Raw genomic sequence first — 24573 nt, forward strand, 5'->3', positions numbered from 1 at the left:
GTCGATGAAGAGGCCTTACATGTTCCGCCGATACTTACCGCCCACATTATAGAGGCCCTGGGATATCTGCCCCAGGGAACAGCACCGGACCGCGTTCATCATCTCGGCGAAGATGTTCCCGCCCGACAGGGCCGCCTCCTGGAGCCGCTTCAAGGCCCCGGGCGCCTCCGCCTCATGGGCCTTCTGGAAAGCCGCCAGGCGCACGAGCTGGGACTCCTTCTCCTCCGGGGTCGCCCTCGCCAGTTCCAGACAGCCGCCCGCCTCCACAAGGTCCTTGTCGTCTGCGTGGGGGTCCCTGAAGGTGTTGACGCCGATGATGGGCATCTCGCCCGTATGCTTCAGGGTTTCATAGTAGATCGACTCTTCCTGGATCTTGCTCCGCTGGTAGCCGGTCTCCATGGCGCCCAGGACGCCGCCGCGCTCGGTGATCCTGTCGAACTCCGACAGCACGGCCTCCTCCACCAGATCGGTCAGGGCTTCGACGATGAAGCTGCCCTGAAGCGGATTCTCGTTCTTGGCGAGCCCCCATTCCCGGTTGATGATGAGCTGAATCGCCAGGGCCCGGCGCACTGATTCGGTGCTCGGCGTGGTGATGGCCTCGTCGAAGGCGTTGGTGTGGAGGCTGTTGCAGTTGTCGTAGATGGCGCACAGGGCCTGAAGCGTCGTCCGGATATCGTTGAACTGGATGTCCTGGCTGTGGAGCGAGCGGCCCGAGGTCTGAATATGGTATTTCAGCTTCTGGGACCTTTCGGAGGCGCCGTATTTTTCGCGCATGGCGACGGCCCAGATGCGCCGGGCCACCCGGCCGATGACGGTGTATTCGGGCTCCATGCCGTTGGAAAAGAAGAACGACAGGTTGGGGCCGAAGCTGTCGAGATCCATGCCCCGGGACAGGTAGTATTCCACGTAGGTGAAGCCGTTGGCCAGGGTGAAGGTGAGCTGCGAAATGGGGTTGGCCCCGGCCTCGGCGATGTGATAGCCGGAAATCGACACGGAATAGAAATTCCGGACGTTGTTTTCCATGAAGAATTCCTGGATGTCCCCCATCATTTTCAAGGCGAATTCGATGGAGAAGATGCAGGTGTTCTGCCCCTGGTCTTCCTTGAGGATGTCCGCCTGGACCGTGCCGCGGACATTGGCGAGCACCATGGACCGGATCTCCTCGTATTCCTCGGAAAACGGCTCCCGGCCGTGTTTTTCCTTGAAGGCATCGACCTGCTGGTCGATGGCCGTGTTGAGGAACATGGCCAGGATGATCGGCGCCGGGCCGTTGATGGTCATGGACACGGAGGTGGACGGCGCGCACAGCTCGAATCCGCCGTAGAGGACCTTCATGTCTTCAAGGGTGCAGATGCTGACGCCGGAGTTCCCCACCTTGCCGTAGATGTCCGGACGCAGGTCAGGGTCGTATCCGTACAGCGTGACGGAATCGAAGGCCGTGGACAGGCGCTTGGCTTCATACTCGCCCGAAAGCAGCTTGAAGCGGCGGTTGGTCCGGGCCGGGTCTCCCTCGCCGGCGAACATCCGGGTCGGGTCCTCCCCCACCCGCTTGAGGGGAAAGACGCCCTCTGTGTAGGGAAAATAGCCCGGCAGGTTTTCCCGCCGCATCCACCGGTAGATCTCCCCCGGGTCGGTGAACCCGGGAAGGGCCACCTTCGGGATCTTCTTGTGGCAGAGGGACTCGGTGAACAGGGGAACCCTGACCTCCCGGCCTCGGACCGAGTAAACGAGTTCATCCCTGCCGTAGCTTTCCTTGAAAACCTTCCACTGGGCAAGGAGGTCCCGGGTCTCTTTTTCCTGGGCCGCTTCGGCGGCGGCCAGTTCGTTTCGGAAACGGTTCAGCAGGGTCGGCGCATCGCCATCGAGACCGCCCAACGCTGCCATGGCCTCCTTGAGGTGCCACGATTTCCGGACCGCCTGGGCCTGCTCTTCGGTCTTTTTATGATACCCGCGAATGGCGTCGGAAATCTCGGAGAGATAGCGCGTCCGCTCCGGCGGAATGATGATGGTCTTGGAACTCGATGTCTTGGATTCCGGCCGCGGCAGGCGGGTTTCAAAACCGGCGCCGGTCTTCTCCTGGACGGTATCCATCAGCGCATGGTAAAAAGCGGTGACGCCGTCGTCGTTGAACTTGGAGGCGATGGTGCCAAAGACGGGCAGGTCCTCCGGCTTTTTCGTCCAGGCCTGCCGGTTTCTCTGAACCTGCTTCCGGACGTCGCGCACCGCGTCCTCTCCGCCCCGCTTTTCATATTTGTTGACGACCACCAGGTCCGCAAAATCGAGCATGTCGATCTTCTCGAGCTGGGAGGCGGCGCCGAACTCACTGGTCATAACATAGACCGAGACATCCACGAGGTCGCTGATCTTGGAATCCCCCTGGCCGATACCCGCGGTCTCGACGATCACAAGATCGAACCCGGCCGCCTTGACCACATTGATGGCATCCCCCAGGAAATCGGGAATCTCCGCATTGGATTTTCGTGTCGCCACCGAGCGCATATAGACCCGGGGGGAGTCGATGGCGTTCATCCGGATGCGGTCTCCGAGCAGCGCCCCGCCGGTTTTCCGCCGGGAAGGGTCGGAGCTGATGATGGCCACATGGATGTCGTCGATATCGTGAAGGATCCTGAGGATGAGTTCATCCGTCAGCGAGGATTTGCCGGCCCCGCCGGTGCCGGTGATACCGACCACCGGAACCTTCCGGTCGCCGGTCTTTTTTGCGATCTCCGCCCGCAGGCTTGCAAGGTGCCCGTTATCCCGGGTGGCGGCCTCTTCCACGGCCGAAATCATTCGGGCCACCAGGCGCTTGTTTTCGGTGTCGAGTGCCGAAAGGTCGACAGCCTTGTCGTCGCAGATCGGATAGTCCATGGATTCGACCATGTGGTTGATCATGCCCTGAAGGCCCAGCCTGGCGCCGTCCTCGGGGGAGTAGATCTTGGTGACGCCGTAGCCTTCCATTTCCCGGATCTCCTCGGGAACGATGACGCCGCCGCCGCCGCCGAACACCTTGATGTTGTCGGCGTTCCTCTCTTTCAGCAAATCGATCATGTATTTGAAGAATTCCACATGCCCGCCCTGGTAGCTCGTTACGGCGATGCCCTGAACGTCTTCCTCCACGGCTGCATCCACGATCTCCTGGACCGACCGGTTGTGGCCCAGGTGGATGACCTCCGCGCCCGTTCCCTGCAGGATCCGGCGAAAAATATTGATGGATGCATCATGACCGTCAAACAGCGATGTCGCGGTGACGACCCTGACATGATGCTTGGGTTTGTAAGGTTGAACTTCCCTGTTCATATGCCTCTCCTTGTTGTGATAGGTGTTCGGTTTCGGGTAAACGGTCCCGGGCGCCGGAGCACCGGCAGGGTTGCTGCCGACCGAGCGCCTGAAACGCGAAACCTAAAGCCTGGATCGATGCCTGTTATGACATTCAATTCTTCAGCCCGCTGTTTACGGGCCGGTGGAAATCCCCAGAATAAAATCAGTTTGAAACGCGATGTAATCGTCGATGCTGTAATGCCGCGCCAGAAACCATCTTCGGAAGGTCCACATATGCCCCAGGACGGAGATGTTGTGGGCGACCATTTCGATGGAGCGGTCATTCAGCCTGCGAAAATTTCCCGATTCGATCAGGCGCGCCAGCACCTTGACGAATATGCCGGTAATCCGAATCTCGTTTTCCAGCACCTTTCTCCGCCATTGGGACGGCAGGGACTGGGTTTCCTGATAGATGAGAAGAATGTGGTCGGACATCCGGTGACAGACCAGAAAATACTCGCGGATCACCTCGGCAAGAGCCTCTCTTCCCTGCGTCGTGCGTTCAAGCGCCTGAAAGACGCCGCGTTCCACCTCCGCGTGGATGGCGTCGCAGACCAGGTAGAGGACATCCTCCTTGGATGCCACGTACTCATAGAGCGACCCGATGGAAAAGCCCGCCGCCTTGGCAATCTGACGGGTGGTGGTCTTGTGGAAACCTTTTTCGATAAAAAGCTGCACCGCAGCATCCACAATCTGACGCCGTCTGCGCTTGACCAGTTCGGGGTTCTTGATCTGCGTCGGAATCTCTTTCAATTTGCTGCCGTGTCCCGTCATTTCCGCGGTCCTGTTCTCTAACTATCGGTTAGGCAAGGAAAATTATCAGCATGCCCTCAAAATCTCGAACGAGCGCTCAGTCATGCGTTATCATAGTCATTTGCATGATGTCAAGCATTTAAATCGGAAAAAATCGGAGGTGGTGGGATGCGTCGATCCGGCAGCGCCATCGGAGGGATTTTCAGGTCTTGATCATAACTTTATTGGGGAACCGCCGCCCTGCGGTCCAGGATCGCAAACAGGATGAATTGGATAAAGATCGAGCAGGCCTGTTCAATTCATTTCATTGCCGGTCCTTACCATGGATTGAATGGGGGGATGGCCCCGACAGGATGATCGGGACCATCGACGGCGAAATCGGCCCTCTGTGCGTTGGGCCGAAAAAGGATCTCCCCTGCCGCGTTCGGAAGGAAGATCTACCAGAATCCCAGGGTCTCGAAGTGGTCGCCCTGGATCTTCAGCAATTCGAGTTTTTTCACCGCATCTCCGGTTTCATCGAACTCGGTTGCACCGGTCACCCCCCGAAAGAATTGAATGCGGGAAAGCGCCTCCCGAACGGCCGGCCGGCCGCCCTGATCCGCTGCGGGGACCGTCTCGATAAGCATCATGGCTGCGTCATAGGCCAGCGCTTCGATAAACCCGGGCGCTTCCCCGAAATGGGCGGTGTATCGCCGGACAAAGTTCTGAACCTCGGGCTGAGGGCTATCGGGATAAAATACTTCCGGGAAAATAGCGCCCTGGGCATGCCGGCCCGCCGCACTCACCAGCTTTTCGGAATTCCAGAGGTTCGTTCCCAAAAGCTGAACGCCTGACAATCCATGATAGGTCAACTGGGGAATGATCAGGCTGGATTTGTCAGGCCCCTCGGGGATGAAAAGCGCCTCGATTCCGCTATACTGAAGCAGCCGCTTGATGGGGGCGCTGAAGTCCGATGTCTTCATGCCGTAGGACTGGGACGTCACCAATTCCCCCCCCTGTGCCTTCACCTGGCTTTTGAATGTCTCCAGGAAAACGGTTCCGTATTTTTCCTGCGGGTAGAGGATGGCAAACCGGCGGATCCCCATCATCTGCGTCGCATGGGAAACAAGCGATCGGGCCTGCATCTCGGGTGTCAGGAAATTTCTGAAAACGTAATTCCCGGTTTTCGTGATGTCCGGCTTCTGCGTCAGCACGATGATGGGGATCCCGGCCGCCTGAGCTTTCGGCGCAGCAGCCGGCGCGGAGATAATGGGACCGATGATGGCCGTGACGTTCTCCCGGGCCATCTCCTCGACGGCCGCCGCTGACCGGGTTTGATCCGAGCGGGTATCCTTGACGAGGATGCGCACTGTCGGTGCGGCCTCGCTGACGGCAAACTCGATCGCCCTCAGCGCCTTTTTTCCGAAGCTCTCATACGATCCGGTGAGGGGAAGCAGGCATCCGATCACATATTTCCCCCCGCCCGGACCTGTAACGGGGCCGCCTTCGAGATGCTGCAGCATCCTTTTGGCCTCCCCGGAATGTTCATGCTCCGGGTAGGCTGCTATGAACTGGGACAGGGTCCTCGCCGCGTCGGCGTATCGCTTCTCCTCGGCCTCCTTCACGCCGAGGGCATAGATGAGGTATCCCCGCGTCTGAGCATCGGTCACCCGTTCGGACAACGCCAGAATATCGGAAACGGAAAGCAATTTGACGGCGGCTTTCAGGCGCGTGGAGATCGTTTTGCCTTTGGGAGGGGAGACCTGTTCAAGTGCCTTGGCATAAAAATAGACGGCATTGACAGGGGAGTTCAGCGCCATGTAGGTGTCTCCCAATATGGCAAAAACGCCGACGGGTCGATCGACCCCTCCCGGACGCCTCAAAAAGGTGTCCGCCTGCTGAATCACTTCCCGATGGCGCTTTTCGTCGTACAGCGTCTGGAGCGTTCCAGCCATGGCATCGGGCACCAGGTGGCTGCCGCCGTAATTGTCGATCAGATGAAGATAGTATTTCCGCGCATTCCGGTAGTCTTTCCATGCGCGATATATCTCGGCTTCCCGGAACAGCGCGGTTGGGGCCTGAATGCCGCTGGGAAATTCCGAAAGGTATTCGTTGTAGGCCTCCAGGGCCTTTCTGTAAGCCCCGGAGCGATAATTTCTTTCGGCTCGGGCGAACAGCTCCGCACCGGGCTCCGCCCGGTCGGTGCCCACGTAGCCCGGCACACAGGCGGCCAGAGCCAAGGCGGCTGCGAGAACAAGGATCAATTTACGGTTCATAGAATATCTGTGGGTGGAGGGTTCACTTCGCCATGAATGATATCGCAAATAGGCTATAATAATTTTCATGAATCGTCAATTTCATTGTTGAGTCCGGAAACAAACATCGGTATACTGGCTGAAATCTGGTGCCGCGCCCCATTTCCCGAGAACGAAAAGGAGACCGTTTATGAAAAGGATAATGTGCCTCATTCCAGCTTTTTTTTGTCTGTTCCTCTCTGTTTCCGTTCCCATCGCCTCGGCGGAGATCTATCGATACACCGACGAAAGCGGCATCACCCGGTTTACGGATGATTTCAACATGGTGCCCCTCGATCAACGGCTGACAGCGGATGAATACGTCGAATTGCAGAGCGCTTTGCCGGCGCCGGAGGCCCTCCCGGCCCCCGAACCCAGCGAACCGATTCCGGTGCTGGAAACCGAAGCGGACGTCGTCGAGGCCTCCCGGCAGCTCAACGCAACCCGGGATTCCCTGGAAGAGGAAAGAACCCGCCTCATCAAAATCCAGGAGGGCCTTCAGAATGCCAGCGGGACAACGACTTCCAAAGCGGAGGCCAAACAGCATCTGGACCGGGTCGCACAATTCAAAAAGGAAACCCGGGCCTACGAGAAGAAGCGCCAGTCCTATGAGCAGGACCTGGCGCGCTACAATGCCCAAGTGGACGCGCTCAACCGAAAACCGCCGGATTCGGATAATGAATCCGGCACCGAGTAGCATCCAGAGCCCCATCCATCTCACACCAGGGCGGACCGGGTCCGGATCGAAGCGGGGCCGGCTGCGGCCGCATCGATCAGCGCGGCCGGATGCCCTCCTTGAGAAGCGCCTTCAATCCGGAGAGGGTTCCCTTCCATGCGACATCTTCACCCACCATCAGCGCGACGATCACATCCTTTTCCACGCTGACCTCGAGGACGATCTCCTCGTCTCCGACCCTGAAAACAGCCTCCCCCCATCGTTCGGCCGGGAGGCCGGTCGCTTCACAATCATAGTCGGTCCGCAAATCTCCCGTCATCCGGATCTCGCTCATCCATTCCTCCTTTGGGTTGGCAGAAAAGGCTCATCATCGGGCTGCGGTCTCTGTGAACCGCTGCGGATCGCCGCAACGGCTTCCCGGGCAGCCTCCTTCACCTGGGTCGGATGGGGTCCGCTAATCACCGACGCCAGGCGGCCCAGAATCCCGGCGTCTCCCACGGTTCCAAGCAAATAAAGGATATCTCCTTGAACGGCTTCCTCGGCAGCAGGGAACAACGCCCAGAGGGGCTCGATAAGGCACGCCCCGAGTTTTGGGCTCTTTTCGGCCAGGGTTTCAGCGGCAACCATCGCACCGAGCCGCGTCGGCCATTTCTCGTGGGTCAGCAGTTCCAGGAACGCAGGGAATATCATGCCTTTTTGCAGCATCATATCTGCAAGCCCCGCTGCATCCCCCGCCTCGATCATGCTCGCCATGGATTCGGCCCCCAACCGGGAAGGATCTCGGGAGGCCGCAACGCCAAGAATCTCCGGGATGCTGAGGGTTCCGGTCCAGCAGATCCGATCTCCCCCGACCGGGTCTCGAAAGACAAGCGCTGGCACCGATCTGACGCCGTCCGCCGCCGCATCCTCGGGGAATCTTCCCGCATCGACAATGGTCAGGTCTGCCGGACCGCCGTCAGCCGTGAGCGGCAGGAGGCTCCGGACAGCCCCCGGACAGAAAGGGCAGCGGTCGGCAATGTACAACGTGAGCCTCATGGGAAACGCGGGGGCTTCTGCAAGGTCCGCCTCCGGCATCGGTTCGGACGGCGGCCCGGAGAGGGCATCCAGAAAGGGGCCCAACTCGGGACCCGCGGGGATGGCCCGGTATCTCAGGCCCGGCCGGATCTCGATAGCCGGAGCCCGCTTCCCCGGGACGTCAGCCGGTATGAAATCAACCTTGGGCGCCCATTTTTTGAATATCCTGCAAAATTCCAGAAACGGGTCGTCCTGGGCGTTCCCGGCGCGGATGAGGATTGCTGTCACGTCGCCCGGGAGCCGGTCATTCCATTCCGAAATCAAAAGGCTGTCTTCGAGCAACGCTCCCCTTTCCGCCCTTCCTTATCCCCCGGTGGAAGGGCCTCGCACCTCCGCCCCGATGCCCTTTTCATCCTCAGGGCCCGCGCCCCGTCAGCCGCACTCCGCAGGAGAAAGTCCATCGGGCGTGTTTGCAGAAAGAAAAAGGCACAGCCCGCGTCGGCAAGCCATGCCCGATATTTCGACATTCCATGGATTAGTCGTCAAGCTCCTCGAAAAACTCTTTTTCCGCGCCGCATTTCGGACAGGTCCAATCGTCCGGAAGGTCTTGAAAAGAGGTCCCAATGAGGATGTTGTTTTCGGCATCGCCTTCGGCCGGATCATAAATATACCCGCAAGGGCATTCCCATCTGCTCATGTTTTTCTCTGCCATGTTTCACTCCTAACCTGTTGGATGTTCAGTTGGATGCATCGTCCCTCCGCCGGATCCGCGTCCGGCCGGGGCATTTGTCACGTTCGGGGAAAATTCTGAATATTTTGCGCATACGATTCAAAGTCCTTCTCAAAAAGAAACCGCGATATCATCTCACCCACCTTGTCCGCCGTGTCGACATGATATCGTCCCCTCTCGTCGCACCCTTCAATTTTCTTGGCATTTTCCACGATAGCCTCAAGGGCCTGGGCGCTGATCTCCACCCTGGCATGGATGATCAGGGTCGGCCGGGGATCTTCCATTCGCCCTCCTTTCTGATGATGCGCGTTGAGACCTGCATGCGGGCTTCAAGCCGGAATCGGGCGACGCTGTCCGCATGCAGGCCTTTCAACATCGCTTACCTTAATGATACCCCTCTGCATCCGCGACCTTTCCACGGAACACCCGATAACTGTAAACAGTATATCCCAGCACCACGGGAAGCACCACGACAACCCCCCACAGGGTGAAAATCTGGGTTTCGCGCTGGGCGGCGGCCTCATAGATGGAGAGATCCGGCGGAATGGCCATGGGATAGATGGCCGCTTCCAGCCCCAAATAGGCGGATATGAAGAGCAGGATGCTGCTGACGAACGGCATGAGTTCCTTCTTTTTCCTCAGACTCCAGAGCAGCATGCCGAAGGCGATCATGCCCAATAGCGGAAAATTCCAGACAAAATAGATCCGGGGCTCCGTAAACCATCGCGCCACAAGGTCCGGCGCATGGTAGGGCGTCCAGATGCTCACCACCACCATGAACCCCGCCGTTGCCAAGGCGGCCCGGAACGCCTGCCGGTAGGCTCTCTCCTGGACGACCCCTTCGGTTTTGATGATCAGGAAGGTCGCCCCCAGAAGCATGTAGCCTGAGACCAGAGCCAGCCCCACGATGCAGGTAAAGGGGTTGAACCAGTCGAAGGGGCCGCCCGCAAAGGCGCCGTCAACGATCCGGATTCCCGAGATATAGCCGCCCAGGGTAAAGCCCTGACCGAGCACGGCCACCAGGCTGCCGATGAAAAAGGCTCGGTTCCAGACCCCCTTTTTCCGGGTGTTGGCCCGGAATTCGAAAGCAACCCCCCTGAAGATCAATCCAAATAAAAAGGTCAGGAGCGGAATGTAAAGAGCGCTGAACAGAACCGTGTATATCCTTGGAAACGCAGCGAAAAGGGCGCCGCCTCCAAAGACGATCCACGTCTGGTTGGCATCCCATATCGGTGCGATGGAATGGATAAGGACGTCGCGATCCTCCTCGGTCTTCGCGGTGGGGAAAAGCATGCCGATACCCAGCCCGAAGCCATCCAGAATGACATACAGAATCACCACCAGGCCGACCAGGGCCATCCACAACTGAACCAAGTCCATCATGTTCCCTATACCTCCTTTACCACATCCTCAACGGGCCGCATGCCCGAAGGCATCTGGACGGGTGGAATGGGGCTGGTCATGTCCGGTCCGCTTCTCAGAATGTTGAGGATATAATAGAAATAGCTTGAACCGATAATCCCGAAAAATACGATGAAAACGATGAAGGACCAGAGAACGTTTCCCGCATGAATGGGGGAGACCCCGTCGGAGGTGCGCATGAGTCCGTAAACAACCCAGGGCTGCCTGCCGACCTCCGTGGTGATCCATCCCATGACAACGGCTATGAATCCCAACGGCTGAACGAGCACCAGGGTCTTCAGGAATGGCGTGGTGTCATAGATCCGCTTCCGAACGGCCAGGATCAGCGCCCACAGCATGATGCCGATGAACAGGAAACCAATGCCCACCATGACCCGGAACGACCAGTAGGTGATCAGGGCATTGGGTCGGTCTTCTTTGGGAAAATCCTTCAGCCCCTGGACCTTCCCGTCTCTGGTATGGGTGATCAGATAGCTCAGGCCGTTGGGGATGGAGACCTCAAACCGGTTCCGTTCCGCTCCCATGTCGGGGATCGCAAAAAGGTTGAACGCGGCGCCCCCCTGGGTGTTGGTCTCCCAGTGCCCTTCCATTGCGGCCAGTTTGGCCGGCTGGTGGCGGGCCGTGACCAGCCCCTTCAGATCTCCGATCACCCCCTGGGCGGGGGCCATCACCGCCGCCATGATGAGGGCGATCTTGAGGGAGCGCCGGTAGAACTCAACGTGCTGCTCTCTGAGAAGAAACCAGGCGGAGATCCCGGCGATGGCAAATGCCGTGGTCTCATAGGCCGCAAGGATCATGTGGCCTAAGTGGGTCGGAAAGGCCGGGTTGAAGATGACCTCCCGGAAGCTTTTCACCAGCAGCGTTCCGTCGACCATCTCAAAGCCGGCCGGCGTCTGCATCCAGGCGTTGGCCGCCATGATCCAGAAGGAGGAGAGGGTGGCCCCCAGCGCCACCAGGCACGTGGCCAGGAAATGGATGAGCGGCGACACCCGGTTCCAGCCAAAGAGCATGATCCCCAGAAAACCGGCCTCCAGGAAAAAGGCGGTCATCCCTTCGAATGCCAGGAGCGGCGCCAGGACATTGCCGACATACTGGGAAAACCGGGCGAAATTGGTGCCGAACTCAAACTCCAGGGTGATGCCGCTGACCACCCCGACCGCAAAGTGAAGTGCAAATATCTTCACCCAGAAACGGTACATGCGATAGTACATCTCGTCCCGGCTTCTGAGCCAGAGCGCTTCGACAATGACGAGAAAAAACGCCAGTCCGATGGTGAAGGTCGGAAACAGAATATGAAAAGCGGTTGTAAAAGCAAACTGCAGACGGGATAGGGTGATAAGGTCCATCAATGTCTCCATGGTTTCAGGGATGGTTGGTGCTGCCCCGAACTATACGAAAATATGCGACAATCATATTTCATCATCTTCTATAGGGCAATTTGCCGGTGATGTAAAACAAAATAGTAAGATGAATCTGCCGCTTTTCAACTGCGTCCCGCAGCCGTCGGTCTGTTGACAGGAGACCGGACGCATGTCATATAGTTCGTCTGAAATCAGAAGAAAATCTTACCGATCAAAGGTGTCCCGAATGATGAGAGCCATCACCGCGGCCCCCATGGCATCCGCCATGATGGGCATGATCATGATATGGATGATCGCGATGCCCCGGGAGGTCATGGCCGGGGCATCTCTCTCGGACGACGAAAAAAAGGAGATCGTCTACGGGATGTATGCGGGCTACAAGAAAAAATTCCCCGCAGTGACGGATGTCTCTCCTCTAAAAGCCATGGCGCTCATGAAAGCGGGGAAGGTGGTTTTCCTGGATATCCGCACGGCAGAGGAAATGGCCGTTTCCGCACTGCCCGGCGCCATATCGAAAGAGGCCTTTCTGCTTCATCCGGCGTTCTACCATGACCATATAATCATCGGGTACTGCACCATCAGCTACCGCAGCGGGAAGTTTGCGGAAGAAATGGCCGCAAAAGGCATTCAGATCCGCAATCTGGCCGGGGGATTGCTGGCATGGGTCCTGGAGGGCGGGAAGGTCTATGAAAACGGAGCGGAAACCCGCCGCATCCATGTCTACGGCAAGAAATGGAATTACCCTCCCGCAGGCTATGACAGCGTCGTGTTCCGGCCCCTGGAACGTCTTTTCTGAAGCATCACAAAAAAGGGCGGCCCATCCGTTGCCCATGGCTGCTCCGGATGTTCCGCCCCATGATGAATACGCCCACGCTTTCAGAATTTAATCGTTGATTTTCCGCGCCGCGTAACACTTTCGTTCGATATAGCTTCGCGCGATCTTATCGTATACGGCATCCCGCTCATGGATATACCTCGGGCCGCCTTCCCATCCGCCGCACGCCAGCACCACCGTATCCCCCAAACAGAATTTTCCTGCGTATCCCTTGGAATTGAGTTCATTGAGCTTCGCAAGGTCCAACATGATTTTATGCGGGGGAGTCACAAGAGTTTCCATAACAACCTCCCTTGAATGAAGTTTTCACCATACATCTATTGAAATTCTAAGAACCCGCGGGCGGATGTCAAATCCACGGGCGGGAATGTGTCATGCCATATAGTTTCGGGCAAAATTCAGCTCATCGCTCCGCGTCTTGATCCGGCCGTTCAGTTTCGCATTCAGGGTGGCGTCGAGTATCTCACGGTAAACCGGGCCCGGCTTGACGCCGATCCGCTGCAGGTCCTTGCCCCCGATCGAGGTGGTAATCTGCCTGAGATGAGTGAAATAATTGGAGATCATCTTCTGAACCGCCTCGTTTTGGGTGATGCTCATCATATAGAGAAGCAGTTCCACCCGAAACACGGAGAGTTCACGATAGATCTTGCTGTTCTCCAGGGGCATGTTCCGCCGCAGCCAAAAGAGGCACTGGTCGGCCGGGTATCTTTCCTCCAGGAAGATGGCCTGGTATCGGGACGCCATTTCAAACTTTTCACAGATGGATTTCGTGACATCCGGTTTGAACTGGCGGAGAAGAACCATGAAATACACCACCCATTGATGGTACTTTTCTTCCAGGAAAAGCAGATCGTGCCAGTCCAGAACCTTTTTCACCGCCTGGAAATTGGCGAGCAGCCTCGCCGACGGCTTTAAATCCGGATGGATGTACTTCAGCAGGTCAAAATCATGGAGGCGCCGAACCGCCGGGGCCGGGTCCGCCTCCTCCAGGATCTGACGAATCTCGTTGAAGATCCGCCGCCCGCTCAGCTTCTTGAAAAACTCCATCCTCACCGCATTTTTGATCAGGTCCGAGGTCAGCTTGCCGATGGTGAACCCGAAGCGCTGCTCAAACCGGATCGCCCTGAAAATGCGGGTCGGGTCCTCCACGAAGCTCAGGTTGTGGAGGATCCGGATGACCTTCTCCTTGATGTCTTTCTGGGCGGCGAAAAAGTCGATCAAGGTGCCGAATTTGTCGGCATTCAATTGAATCGCCAGGGTGTTGACGGTAAAATCCCTTCGGAACAGGTCCAGCTTGATGGAGCTCATTTCCACATTGGGCAGGTCCGCGGGAAACCGATAGTATTCCATGCGGGCGGTCGCGACATCGATCTTGAATCCATCGGGAAAAATGACCACCGCCGTCCCGAATTTGTCGTACGTATGGATGCGGGCTTTTCTCAGCCGGGCGAAGGTCTTGGCGAACTCGATGCCGTTTCCCTCGATGACGATATCGATATCCTCGTTGAGGCGATAGAGAAAAAGATCGCGGACAAAGCCGCCGACCACGTAGGCGCCGTATCCAAGCTCGTCCGCCACCTGGCCGACGCTCACGAGGATCTCCATGATGTAGTCCGTAAGGCGCTCCTTCATCTGCCGGAGGATGCTTCGCGTCCTCGCGTTCGTCACCTCCATGAAGGGATTCATCTGCTTTCTGTCGCCGTAGTCGCGCTGCTGAATCAGGATATTGAGCAGATCGGTCCGGGTGATGACGCCCACGATTTTTCCGTCGTCCACCACAGGCAGAATGCGCTGCTTGTTCTCGATGATCTGCGCCTGGATGTCCGGGAGCTCCGCTTCCGGGCCGACCGTCCCGATCTCCGTGGACATGTATTCGCGCACCGCGGCCTGGTCCAGCTTGAGGTACAGGGCTTTGGCGATAATCTGACGAGAGATGTATCCCATAAGCATCTCCCGGCCGCCCTCGATTTCGGTCACCAGGAGGGCATTGACATTATAGCGGGTCATGAGGTTTCGGGCCTCTTCCAGCGGCATATCGGCCTTGACGTGGATCGCCGGAGAAGACATCAGGTCCCGGGCCTGCTTGCTCGATCTCACCTCCTGGTAAAGAATATCGATCAGCTCCTGTTCCACCTGGATGAGCGTCTTGTTCTTGATGGATGCCGATGCGGCGAAGGCATGGCCACCGCCGCCCATTCTCCCGATGATGCCCCCGACATCCACGTCCGGGTTCCGGCTTCTGGCCACCAGATAGATCTTGCTGTCCATTCGGCCGATGGCGAAGATCACCGGGATGTTTTCCATCTTGACCATCTTGTGAACCAGGAACGCAAAGTCCGGCACGTAGTGTTCGGTGCTGACCGAGGTCATGGCGATCTCGACGCCTTTGATATGGTGCCGGACGACGGCCTGAAGCATGTCGTTCAGGACCCCCACCTGCTCAAAACTCATCTCCCGCGCCGTCAGGTTGGAGATAATGTCCAGCTTCGCCCCCTGGGACAGGAGAAAGGCCGCGGTCAGAAAATCCGCTTCGGTCGTCGAGGTAAATGTAAACGACCCCGTATCCTCGTACAGGCCCAGGCACATGATCGTGGCCTCGTTGTCCGACAGGGGGATATTCCGGTCCTTGATCATTCGGGCCAGGATGGTGATGGCCGCGCCGGTGGGTTCGATCACCTCGACCTGGCCTCGGATGTCGTTCTTGAGCGGCGGATGATGATCGTAGATATGGATTTCCAGGTCCTTCTTATCGAGGATCTCCGAAAATCGGCCGATCCGTGCCGGCTGCCGCGTATCGACCAGCACCAGGCGCCGGATATTCTGAAAGTCGATATCCCGGATATCGGCCATATTGAAAAGATACACCATCGACTGAACGAAAAAGTTCCGGAGCGTCTTCTCATGGGATCCGGGAAAGACGACAATCCCGTCGGGATAAAGCTTCTGGGCCGCAAGCATGCATGCCATGGCATCAAAATCGGCATTCATGTGGGTCGTGATAACCGTCAGCCCCTGCGCTGCGGTGGTGTCCGTCGTCTCTCCCATAGGCCTCCAGATGGATTCGCATTTGATGGAAATGGCGCCAGGATGCAGTGGATTTGTAACATACACCCTTCCGGGCCGCTTGATCAAGACGCAGGTTGCCTTGCCGGCGAATGTTCCGACGAATCAAAACGGCCTCGATTTGAAAGGCGTTCTGTTGTATGGACGGTTAAGGTGAAAGAACGCACGGCAGGATGCCTGGAAAAAACGCCCCCGCCTCCCGCATAACGCCCGGAGAAGCGCAGGGCGATGGCGCATCAGATGCATACCACGACACCGGCAGAGGGACACAATGCAATACCATCAGCTTGATTCTATCGAGGCAAGGGAACTGGTTCAGGGGTTTACGGTGAGGTTTGTCCACGCCGAATCCATGACATTCGCCTACTGGGAAATCGACAGGGGTGCGGCGCTTCCGGGGCACGCCCACCCCCACGAGCAGGTCGTGAACATGCTCGCCGGAAAATTCGAATTCACCGTGGACGGCGACACCCGCGCCCTTGTTCCCGGAGACGTGGTGGTGATCCCGCCAAACGCGGTCCATTCCGGAAAAGCGCTGACAGACTGCCGCATACTCGATGTATTCCACCCGGTGCGGGAGGACTATCGCTGACACGCCCTGCCCACGGCGCGAAGAAGGCCCCGACGAAGACGCATCCCCCGCGAGGGTCCGCGGCCGTGAACCGGTCCCCGCACGGCGACGGTTCAGGGGCAGCGCCCGCCCCCCCGGCACGCGTCAGCCGGCCTGGGCCGACTTCCAGAAGGGGGACATGGCCCTGAGCCGTTCGATGATGGGAGGAAGCTTTTCGATCACGTAATCGATTTCTTCCCGGGTGTTGTAGACGCTGAGGCTGAACCTAACCGATCCGTGGGCGGCCGTGTAGGGCACGCCCATGGCCCTCAGCACATGGGACGGCTCCAGCGACCCCGAGGTGCAGGCCGAGCCTGACGAGGCGCAGATGCCCAGTTCATCCATCATCAGAAGGATCGATTCCCCCTCGATGTATTCAAACGAGATGTTGGTCGTATTGGGCAGCCGGTGTTCCGTGTCGCCGTTGATGATGGCGTGGGGAACGGCCGCCAGGATACCGGATTCGAGTCGGTCCCGCAGCGCCTTCACCCGGGTGTTTTCCTCTTCCAGGAGACCCGCGGCAAGCTCCGCGGCCTTTCCCAGGGCCACGATGGAGGATACGTTCTCCGTGCCGCCCCGTCGGTTTCCCTCCTGGTGGCCGCCGATCATAAACGGCGTGAACTTCGTCCCCTTTCGCACGTAGAGGGCGCCCACTCCCTTGGGGGCATGAAGCTTGTGGCCGGAAAGGGAGAGCAGATCGATGTCGGTCCGGTCGATGTCCATGGGAATCTTTCCCACCGCCTGAACGGCATCCGTGTGGAACACCACGCCCCGGGCCTTGACCTCCCGGGCGACCTCCGCCACGGGAAACAGGACTCCGGTCTCGTTGTTGGCCCACATCAGGCTGACCACGGCGGTGTCCTCGCTCAAATGATCGTAAAGATAATCGAGATCGAGCCGGCCCTTGCCATCCACCGGAACGAAGGTCACCCGGTAGCCGTTGTGGGCGAGGTATTCGTATAGATTCTTGATGGCGGAATGTTCGACACGACTGGTCATGATGTGCCGTTTCAGGGGGGTTGTCCGGATTGCGGCCCAAATGGCGGTGCTGTCGCTCTCCGTTCCGCAGCTCGTAAAAACGATCTCTTCCGGGGAGGCCCCCAGGAGACCGGCCACCCTGGCGCGCGACTCCCGTATTTTCAAGGCCGTCTGTCGTGCCATGCCGTACATGCTCGAGGGATTTCCATAGTGGTCCCTCAGATAGGGCAGCATCTCCTCCACGACCTCCGGCGCAACAGCGGTTGTGGCATTATTGTCTAAATAAACCATTTTCATGACCGCACCTCCTCTACGACCAACTCCGGAAGCACGAACTCGCGAAGCTTCTTTTCCACGAAAGCTTCGAGGGTGATCTGAGCGGCACTGCAACTGGAGCAGGAGCCCCGGAGCTTCACCTGCACCCGGTTTCCTTCCACATCGACCAGATCGATATCCCCGCCGTCCTGCTTCAGAACCGGCTTGATTTCCCGCTCCAGCGTCTCCTCGATCAGCCTTATCTTCTGGATGTTGCTCATCCGTGGGCGCTCTTCTTTCACCGGAGGGGTCTGCCCCGTCACCTCGTTGATGAGTTCCTGGATCCGGTCCTGGCATTTTCCGCACCCGCCGCCGGCCTTGATATAATTGGTCACATCCTCGACGGCGGCCAGATGATGATCCGTCAGGACGCGCCGGATCTCCACATCCGTCACCCCGAAGCATTCACAGACCAGCTCGCCCTCTTTCTCTTCGAGAGGTTTGCCCCGGTAGCATGCAATCGCCTTTTCCAGGGCCTCCTGGCCCATGACCGAACAATGCATCTTTTCCTTGGGAAGACCGCCCAGATAGTTGGCGATATCATCATTCGTTATTTTTTCAGCCTCCTCGATCGTCCTGCCTTTCAGCATTTCCGTCAGGGCGGAAGAGGATGCAATGGCGCTGGCGCATCCGAAGGTCTGAAACTTGACATCCACGATCCGATCATCCTCGTCGACCTTGAAGGTCAGCTTCAGGGCGTCGCCGCAGGATATGGACCCGACCTCTCCCACACCGTCGGCGTCTTCTATGACCCCGACATTCCGAGGATTTAAAAAATGATCCTTAACCTTATCAGAATATTCCCACATTGATTCCCTCCCGGGTTGTTCTTGACGTTCCGGCTTCAACCATTGGGCTTTCCACAAAGAAAACCTTCAGTTCCGCGTACCTTCCAAGTAATAATCATCCCCCTGAAAAAAGAAACCCGCCGGCGGCGCATGGCGATGTCGAGGGCGGCTTCCATTTCTTGACACACCTGGCGCTTTCTTTTATGATTGCCTTCCTGTTATCGCGGTCACAGCGGAAATAGATTTCCGGATCCGGCAGCGTTGGGTCTGGATGGCTTGTTGAATGCCTTTTGAGGATCGACTTCATTTGGAATGCGAACCGGAAAGAGTGCCTTATGTCGCGCAGGTTATTGATATCAAAGAAAGCTACGGCCATCTTGGTCTACGGCCGCCCCCTTCTCGTTTTCGCGGGGATGCTCTGCGCCATCGGCGTGATGTGGAACCGCAGCCCGGTTCTCTATACACTGGGCGTCACGCTGCTGTTCATCTCCATGACCTTTGATCTGGTGGACGGATGGTTCGCCGCGCGCTTTCAGCCGCATCCGACGCTTGCGCAGCTTGCGGACCGCATCATGGACAAGCTCGTCTACTCGATCATTTTCCCGCTCATCGCCGTCGGCATCATGTGGCGCCTGGTCAACCTCTCGCCCCACTACAGCCGGATCGAACTGCTTCATGCCATATTCGTGCTGCTCATGTGCATCGCCGTCCTGGTGAGAGACAATTTCGCCAGCTTCATGCGCAATTTTGCCATCCGCCAGGGTCAGGAGCCGGAACCCAGCGAATTTACACGTCTCAGGACCATTGTGGCGGCGCCGGTGAGCGCCCTGCTCTACGCCCATGCGTTCTATGTCCCTGAAATCCCCAACGGCCCTGCGACCTCCAAGCTTTACGTCTGGATCTCATGGCTCGGCAACCTGCCGGTCCGCGGACTCTTTTTCATTGAGATCCTGTTTTTCATCATCACCTTCGGGTCCATTGCCGCCTATTGCCGGAAATATGGAAATTATTGCCTGGATGATCTCTGTCTGGACGACGAGGTGCTGCGGCGCCGGATCTTATCTTTTTTTCCGAACGCGCTCACGGTGATGAATGCGATGATGGGGCTCCTGGCGGTCTTTTTCGCCTATGAGTGGCGGTTTCGCGAAGCCTTCATGCTGCTGATCGGCGCCGCCATGTTCGACAAGTTGGACGGCGCGGTGGCCAGACGCCTGGGGCTCACCACCCCCCTTCCGGAAGCGGTGGACCGGCCCCTGCCGAAAATCAATGTGGGGGGGGTCATGGATGATCTGGCCGACGGGGTCAGTTTCTGCATCGTCCCGGCATGGATGTTTTATATCGCCTTTTCAGGCATTCAAGATCCCTTCATTCACAAGATCGCCGCTGGGCCGATCGCTGTCTTTTATGCGCTCATGGGGATCATCCGGCTGATCTATTTCACCCTGGACAAATCTCCGATTCCAGGTTTTTTCAAGGGGATGCCAACACCGGCCGCCGCCCTTTTCGTCACGGCGCCGCTCATCATGCTGAGCCAGGCCGCTCAGAGCGCTCCGGACTGGGTGCCCTTCTGGGGAATTTTCTGCGCCGCGCTCATGGTTTTCAACGCCATCATCATGAACCTCTATCCGATTCATTATCTCCATCTGGGGCGCTTCATGAGCCGGCAGCCCTGGTTCGCCCGGTGCACCCTGCTCCTGTTGTTCGTCTTCGTTTTCACGCCCTATCTGGGTCATTTTGCCTTTTGTTATGGTTTTCTATATCTTCTGTCGCCCTTGGTGACCTGGCGAATCGCCCCGGATGTCGCCGAAAAGGAGACCCGCAACAGCGGGCCGGGCGACCAGAGATAACCCATCACGCATCTGCCGGCGGAGCCTTTTTCGCCTTCTGGCCAAAATCATCCGCCTCGTATTCCTCAGGTCGATCCGCGCCGGCCTGTTTCCCCTTCATGCCGCCTGCATCACCCTCCTTTTCCCAACTCTCGGCAAATTCGTCGAATGCCGGATACCGGCCGCCATCAGTGGCATCCGGCTGCTCAAGATCCATCATCCACTCGGCGCCCGTCCCATTTTCCCGGATTTCCTTGGATCCTCCCGGATCCGGATGCTGTTCGGTGTTCTCCATCTCCTTTTCAAGGTAGAAGCGCTTCTGCATCCGCTTTCTGGCCATTTTCTGAAGGTCCACAACGGAATCGTTTTCATCAACGATCTCCGTTCCCAACACCGTCTCGATGAGATCCTCCAGCGTCACAAGACCCGAAACGCCGCCGTATTCATCCCCGATGATGGCGATATGAAGCCTCTTTTTGAGGAAAGTGGTGAGGAGGACCAGACAGTTTTCCTCCGCGCGGACAAACATGATGGGTTTGGTGATGGCCGCCAGGCGGGTCTCCGGCTCGCTCTGAATCTGGGCGGAGCTGAGATCATGGGTCATGATATACCCGACGATGTTCTCCCGATCCCCCCGGTAGACGGGTATCCGGGTGAACCCTCTTTCCCTCGCCGGCCCGACCGCCGCCCCGACCGTCATCTCTTCATCCAGGGTGAACATCACCGTCCTCGGCGTCATGATCTCTTCAACGGGCTTGCCCTCCAGGCTGATGATATTGTGGAGCATCAAGCTCTCCCACTGTGAAATTTCGCCGCCCCTCGCGCCCAGGCGGATGGTCCCCAGGATATCCTCCTCCGTCACCGCGGGGCCCTTGCCGTCGTCCCGCATCATCATTTGGGAAAACTTCTGGGTGATGAAAATCAGCGGGTACAGCGCATATTTCAGGATGGTGAGGGGCCAGATGATGGTGGGCCACAGCGAACGCCAGTGCACCACGCCGATTGTTTTAGGAACTATCTCGGTTAGATAGAGTACGGCCACGGTAAATACAAGGGAAAACATGGGCACCATGGCATCGCCCAGGACCCTGCTGGCATACATCCCGGAAAGGGTGGCACCGGCGGTATGGGCCACCGTATTCAAGATCAGGATGGCGGAAATGGGCACGGAAATCTTGCTCTTCATTTGGATCATCTTGATCGCCTGGGCCTTTCGTTTCCCCCCGGTTTTTTCCGCCTCCAGAGTTCCCAGCCGGGTGGAATAGAGAATGGCTTCGTACAGCGAGCATATAAATGATACTATTAGGGTTATTGATACAATTGTAATCAGGATAGCCATTAATCATCCTTAATTGTTTATTGATAAAAAATCTTTTTGTGTATCGAGAAGATACGCCAAAAAGACAGGTTTACGGCGTCTGCCGGCGATTGAATCTTTGAGAGTTTCATGAGGCTTCCCTGCCTGATGGCAATGGTGTTCCCCTTGGCGTCCCGATCAAACGGCAACCTCCGGCGTCATAGGCCCTCAGTTGCGCGATGTCCGGGGCCAAGGACCGTTCGGTCGAGTGCTCGTCAATTCCGGCGCTCGGGGGATATTCCTGGAAGTGGATGGGGATTGCCAAACGACGGCGGGGCGGCGGAAACAGTTCTTCAGACCTCCCCGCACGGACCGTGGTTTTCCATCCACAGATCTGATCAAGGCGGCGGCATCCGATTTGGGTGCATGTCTTCCTTTATTTCCTCTTGTTACGGCATGGTAAGATGACTGGTGGGACGGCTTGCATCCCCTGGCTCACCATAGGTCATCCGGCCAGGGGATGGTTGGTTGAGGTCTTGCTTTTCCGCAAAAGGGACCGGTCTGTCAAGATTTTTTTCACTATCACGTTAAACGGTTGATGACGGACTCCGACAGCGAGTCGTCATCCGATTGGAATACCGGAATCAGTTCCGCAGCGATATCCTTGATGGACTTAATTTTCTTTCTTCGCATGACCGCCTGTATTTTCTCGACACCGTCTTCAATTGACTTCAATCCTTCGGCGATGCGGAGGATGTCGTCTCTGGAAATGCGTTCTTCCGCCATGTTAGCCTCCTGTAATAGGGTGATTCAGGGCCGCCCGGCCCTTACAGTCCATCTTGCCCTGTTTCATAATATAGGTTACCCCGGCCGGGGATGTCAAAAGAAATGATGGCTTTTATCTTCAAATGAGGCTTCCGTCAGCGCGGTACCGATGCCGGGATGAAAGACACCGGGAGCCTGTTCCGTGTCGTTAAAAGAGCGCCTGGTTCCGAATCAGCGTATATCTCAGCTCCATCCGGCCGTCCCTGTCGGCGGGCCTGACGTCCACGATCAGTCGCCATGCCGAGTGGGATTCCATCAAGTCCGCGGCCTGCATGACCTTCAGCATCACCACAGGCGACTCGTCCGCTTTGACCGTGATGGATTCGCTCTCTTCGAAAGAGATTTCATCTTTTTCATTTTTTCCGTACCCAAGACCGACCAAAGCGCTCCCATCCCCGTAATAGAGAAGCGCCTTGTTCACGGCCGCGGCCAGTTTCGGGGTGTATGTTGAAATTTCCCTGCTGATCGTGTTTACCAGTTCAAAAGGTGTCATCCTTAATCCCCATTTTCAGTAATTGGCATCTTGAAGTGCCTTCGCCAGACCTTGAAAAACTGGCCTTCTTTACCAGATTCGCCGGCAAAAAAAAAGCACCCTCTTCGTATAAAGGGGGTGCCTTGAAAATCCGCAGGCAGCCTCCAGGCCGGATTGCCCGTTCCGGAGGCTGATTGCCGAACGTTTTATTCGCTAAGCGGTTTCGATTTTTGCCGCTTCCTCGCGGTTCAACGCCGTGGTCGCCAGTTCCCTCAGCTTGTACTTCTGGATCTTGCCGCTGGCCGTCGTGGGATATTCGTTGACAAAAAGGAAGAACGCCGGAATCTTGTGAAAGGCGATCTTGCCGTCACAGAAGGCCTTCATCTCCGCTTCATCGGCGGCGACGCCCTCCTTGAGCTGGATGAACGCCGCCACCTCTTCGCCGTATTTTATGCTCGGAACCCCGACCACCTGGACGTCCTTCACCTTGGGTTGGGTATACAGGAACTCCTCGATCTCCCTGGGATAGATGTTTTCACCGCCCCGGATGATCATGTCCTTGATGCGGCCGGTGATCTTGCAATACCCTTTCTCATCCATGATCGCCAGGTCCCCGGTATGGAGCCACCCTTCGGCATCGATGGCGTCGGCCGTGGCCTCGGGATTCTTGTAATAGCCTTTCATCACGTGATAACCGCGGGTGCACAGCTCTCCCTGGACTCCCGGTGCCACCGTCTCCAAGGTTACCGGATCGATAATTTTGACCTCTTCGTTGGGCAGTGCCCGTCCGACGGTGCTGACCCGCCGTTCCAGCGAATCCTCCGGGCGGGTCTGGGTGATCACCGGCGAGGCCTCGGTCTGTCCGTAGGCAATGGTCATCTCCCTGGCGCCCATGACGTCGACCACCTTCTTCATGACCTCGATGGGACACGGCGATCCAGCCATGATTCCGGTCCGAAGGGAAGAGGTATCGTATGACCGCTTCGTCATTTCTTCGAGTTCGGCGATGAACATGGTGGGGACCCCGTGAAGGGCCGTGCACTTGTTGTGCTCGACCACCTCGAGCACCTCCGTCGGGGTAAAGGACGGCACCGGCGACATGCAGGCGGCTGAAACAACGCACGAAAGCGTCCCCAGTACGCAGCCGAAGCAGTGGAAGAACGGCACCGGTATGCAGAGGTTGTCCTTGGACGACAGGCTCATGCATCCTGCGATGCTCTTGGCATTGCCGATGAGGTTGGTGTGGGTCAGCATGACACCCTTGGGGAACCCGGTCGTCCCCGAGGTATACTGCATGTTGATCACATCGTGGGGATCCATGGAATCCTGCCGCGCACGAAGGTCCGCATCGGATACGGCCCGCCCCATTTCAATGACGTCGCCCCAGGTGAACATTCCCGGCTGCCGCTCCTTGGCCAGGAGGACCACATTCTTCAGCTTGGGAAGCTTGGCGCACTCAAGCTTGCCGGGTTCGCAATCCTTCAGCTCGGGACAGACATCGTAGACGACCTTGAGATAATCGTCGGGTTCCCGAATGCCGCCGACCAGCACCAGCGTTGTGGCATCGGACTGCCGCAGCAGGTAGTCCAGCTCAAAACTGCGGTAGTTGGTGTTGACGGTAACGAGGACGCCGCCCATCTTGCCGGTGCCGAACTGGCTGAAGAGCCACTCCGGGACATTATTGGCCCAGATGGCGATATGCTCCCCCTTCGCCACGCCAAGGGCCATGAACCCCTTCGCCACGTCGTTGCAGACTTTCTGGAAATCCCGGTAGGTATAATCAATCCCTGCTTTGTGATACATCACCGCCTTGCTGTCGCCGAACTGGTCGGCAACCAGGTCGACCAACTGGCCGATGGTGGTCTTGCCGACTTCAAACCGAGGTAACGTCATACATCCTCCCCATAAATCGATTGTTCGCGTTAGATTGTAGCCTAGTTCATTACATCGAGACCTATCTGCCCCGCTGACGATTCACCGAAATCCGGGCGGACCCGGAGTGAAAGGTGACCGTCAT

21 protein-coding genes are annotated in these 24573 nt (G+C 57.6%); 4 read left to right on the forward strand and 17 right to left on the reverse strand.

The annotated features are described in order from the left end of the window. Positions 1-15: 15 nt before the first annotated feature. From icmF to ACEW8N_RS01985, 3 genes are all read right to left on the reverse strand, one after another. Complete coding sequence (gene icmF, locus ACEW8N_RS01975; RefSeq protein ID WP_373498109.1) at positions 16-3297, reverse strand: fused isobutyryl-CoA mutase/GTPase IcmF; 3282 nt, start codon at positions 3295-3297, stop codon at positions 16-18. A 153-nt stretch (positions 3298-3450) separates the two neighbouring features. Beyond that, positions 3451-4092, reverse strand: a complete 642-nt coding sequence (locus ACEW8N_RS01980) for a TetR/AcrR family transcriptional regulator (RefSeq protein ID WP_373498110.1) — start codon at positions 4090-4092, stop codon at positions 3451-3453. Between the two features lie 416 nt (positions 4093-4508). Next, the gene (locus ACEW8N_RS01985; RefSeq protein WP_373498111.1) at positions 4509-6326 is read right to left on the reverse strand and encodes a penicillin-binding protein activator; all 1818 of its coding nucleotides are present in this window, start codon (positions 6324-6326) and stop codon (positions 4509-4511) included. Between the two features lie 169 nt (positions 6327-6495). Here ACEW8N_RS01985 and ACEW8N_RS01990 point away from each other — a divergent pair, with 169 nt between their 5' ends. Further along, positions 6496-7041: a DUF4124 domain-containing protein gene (locus ACEW8N_RS01990; RefSeq protein ID WP_373498112.1), complete on the forward strand. Its 546-nt coding sequence runs from the start codon at positions 6496-6498 to the stop codon at positions 7039-7041. 76 nt (positions 7042-7117) lie between these two features. Here ACEW8N_RS01990 and ACEW8N_RS01995 read toward each other — a convergent pair whose 3' ends face one another. From ACEW8N_RS01995 to ACEW8N_RS02020, 6 genes are all read right to left on the reverse strand, one after another. Next, on the reverse strand, positions 7118-7354 hold the full coding sequence (locus ACEW8N_RS01995) for a hypothetical protein (protein ID WP_373498113.1): 237 nt from the start codon (positions 7352-7354) through the stop codon (positions 7118-7120). After that, positions 7351-8376, reverse strand: coding sequence for a hypothetical protein (locus ACEW8N_RS02000; protein ID WP_373498114.1), 1026 nt, complete (start codon positions 8374-8376; stop codon positions 7351-7353). The genes ACEW8N_RS01995 and ACEW8N_RS02000 overlap by 4 nt, the downstream gene beginning before the upstream one ends. A gap of 193 nt (positions 8377-8569) precedes the next feature. Then, positions 8570-8746, reverse strand: coding sequence for a rubredoxin (locus ACEW8N_RS02005; RefSeq protein WP_373498115.1), 177 nt, complete (start codon positions 8744-8746; stop codon positions 8570-8572). A gap of 77 nt (positions 8747-8823) precedes the next feature. Next, positions 8824-9048 (reverse strand): hypothetical protein, encoded by a 225-nt coding sequence (locus tag ACEW8N_RS02010; protein ID WP_373498116.1) that lies wholly within the window; start codon positions 9046-9048, stop codon positions 8824-8826. 100 nt (positions 9049-9148) lie between these two features. After that, positions 9149-10147 carry a cytochrome d ubiquinol oxidase subunit II gene (gene cydB / locus ACEW8N_RS02015; RefSeq protein WP_373498117.1) on the reverse strand — a complete coding sequence of 333 codons (999 nt, stop codon included), beginning with the start codon at positions 10145-10147 and terminating at the stop codon, positions 9149-9151. Positions 10148-10152: 5 nt separating this feature from the next. Then, positions 10153-11532: a cytochrome ubiquinol oxidase subunit I gene (locus ACEW8N_RS02020; protein WP_373498118.1), complete on the reverse strand. Its 1380-nt coding sequence runs from the start codon at positions 11530-11532 to the stop codon at positions 10153-10155. A gap of 241 nt (positions 11533-11773) precedes the next feature. On the opposite strand from ACEW8N_RS02020, the gene ACEW8N_RS02025 reads away from it, so the two are divergent. After that, positions 11774-12343, forward strand: coding sequence for a rhodanese-like domain-containing protein (locus tag ACEW8N_RS02025; protein WP_373498119.1), 570 nt, complete (start codon positions 11774-11776; stop codon positions 12341-12343). A gap of 87 nt (positions 12344-12430) precedes the next feature. Here the strand turns inward: ACEW8N_RS02025 and ACEW8N_RS02030 are convergent, their stop codons facing one another. Together ACEW8N_RS02030 and ACEW8N_RS02035 are read right to left on the reverse strand one after the other, a co-directional pair. Then, the gene (locus ACEW8N_RS02030) at positions 12431-12664 is read right to left on the reverse strand and encodes a hypothetical protein (RefSeq protein ID WP_373498120.1); all 234 of its coding nucleotides are present in this window, start codon (positions 12662-12664) and stop codon (positions 12431-12433) included. Positions 12665-12754: 90 nt separating this feature from the next. After that, positions 12755-15427, reverse strand: coding sequence for a CBS domain-containing protein (locus ACEW8N_RS02035; protein WP_373498121.1), 2673 nt, complete (start codon positions 15425-15427; stop codon positions 12755-12757). 289 nt (positions 15428-15716) lie between these two features. Between ACEW8N_RS02035 and ACEW8N_RS02040 the strand changes: the two genes are divergently transcribed. After that, positions 15717-16037, forward strand: a complete 321-nt coding sequence (locus ACEW8N_RS02040; RefSeq protein WP_373498122.1) for a cupin domain-containing protein — start codon at positions 15717-15719, stop codon at positions 16035-16037. A 123-nt stretch (positions 16038-16160) separates the two neighbouring features. On the opposite strand, the gene nifS is transcribed toward ACEW8N_RS02040, so the two are convergent. Together nifS and nifU are read right to left on the reverse strand one after the other, a co-directional pair. After that, a complete protein-coding gene (gene nifS / locus ACEW8N_RS02045; protein WP_373498123.1) occupies positions 16161-17330 on the reverse strand; it encodes a cysteine desulfurase NifS in 1170 nt (389 codons plus the stop codon). After that, positions 17327-18157, reverse strand: coding sequence for a Fe-S cluster assembly protein NifU (gene nifU / locus ACEW8N_RS02050; RefSeq protein WP_373498124.1), 831 nt, complete (start codon positions 18155-18157; stop codon positions 17327-17329). Before nifU ends, nifS begins: the two co-directional genes overlap by 4 nt. Before the next feature lie 329 nt (positions 18158-18486). On the opposite strand from nifU, the gene ACEW8N_RS02055 reads away from it, so the two are divergent. Then, positions 18487-19983 carry a phosphatidylcholine/phosphatidylserine synthase gene (locus ACEW8N_RS02055; protein WP_373498125.1) on the forward strand — a complete coding sequence of 499 codons (1497 nt, stop codon included), beginning with the start codon at positions 18487-18489 and terminating at the stop codon, positions 19981-19983. Positions 19984-19987: 4 nt separating this feature from the next. On the opposite strand, the gene ACEW8N_RS02060 is transcribed toward ACEW8N_RS02055, so the two are convergent. The 4 genes from ACEW8N_RS02060 to ACEW8N_RS02075 form a co-directional block, all read right to left on the reverse strand. Next, positions 19988-21301, reverse strand: coding sequence for a CNNM domain-containing protein (locus ACEW8N_RS02060; RefSeq protein WP_373498126.1), 1314 nt, complete (start codon positions 21299-21301; stop codon positions 19988-19990). Positions 21302-21841: 540 nt separating this feature from the next. Beyond that, a complete protein-coding gene (locus ACEW8N_RS02065; protein ID WP_373498127.1) occupies positions 21842-22045 on the reverse strand; it encodes a hypothetical protein in 204 nt (67 codons plus the stop codon). A 187-nt stretch (positions 22046-22232) separates the two neighbouring features. Continuing rightward, entirely contained in the window at positions 22233-22577 is a 345-nt protein-coding gene (locus ACEW8N_RS02070) for a hypothetical protein (RefSeq protein WP_373498128.1), read from the reverse strand. Positions 22578-22769: 192 nt separating this feature from the next. Beyond that, positions 22770-24449, reverse strand: a complete 1680-nt coding sequence (locus ACEW8N_RS02075) for an AMP-binding protein (protein ID WP_373498129.1) — start codon at positions 24447-24449, stop codon at positions 22770-22772. Positions 24450-24573 lie beyond the last annotated feature (124 nt).

This window comes from Desulfococcus sp. (assembly GCF_041737845.1).
Taxonomy (GTDB): Bacteria; Desulfobacterota; Desulfobacteria; order Desulfobacterales; family Desulfococcaceae; genus Desulfococcus.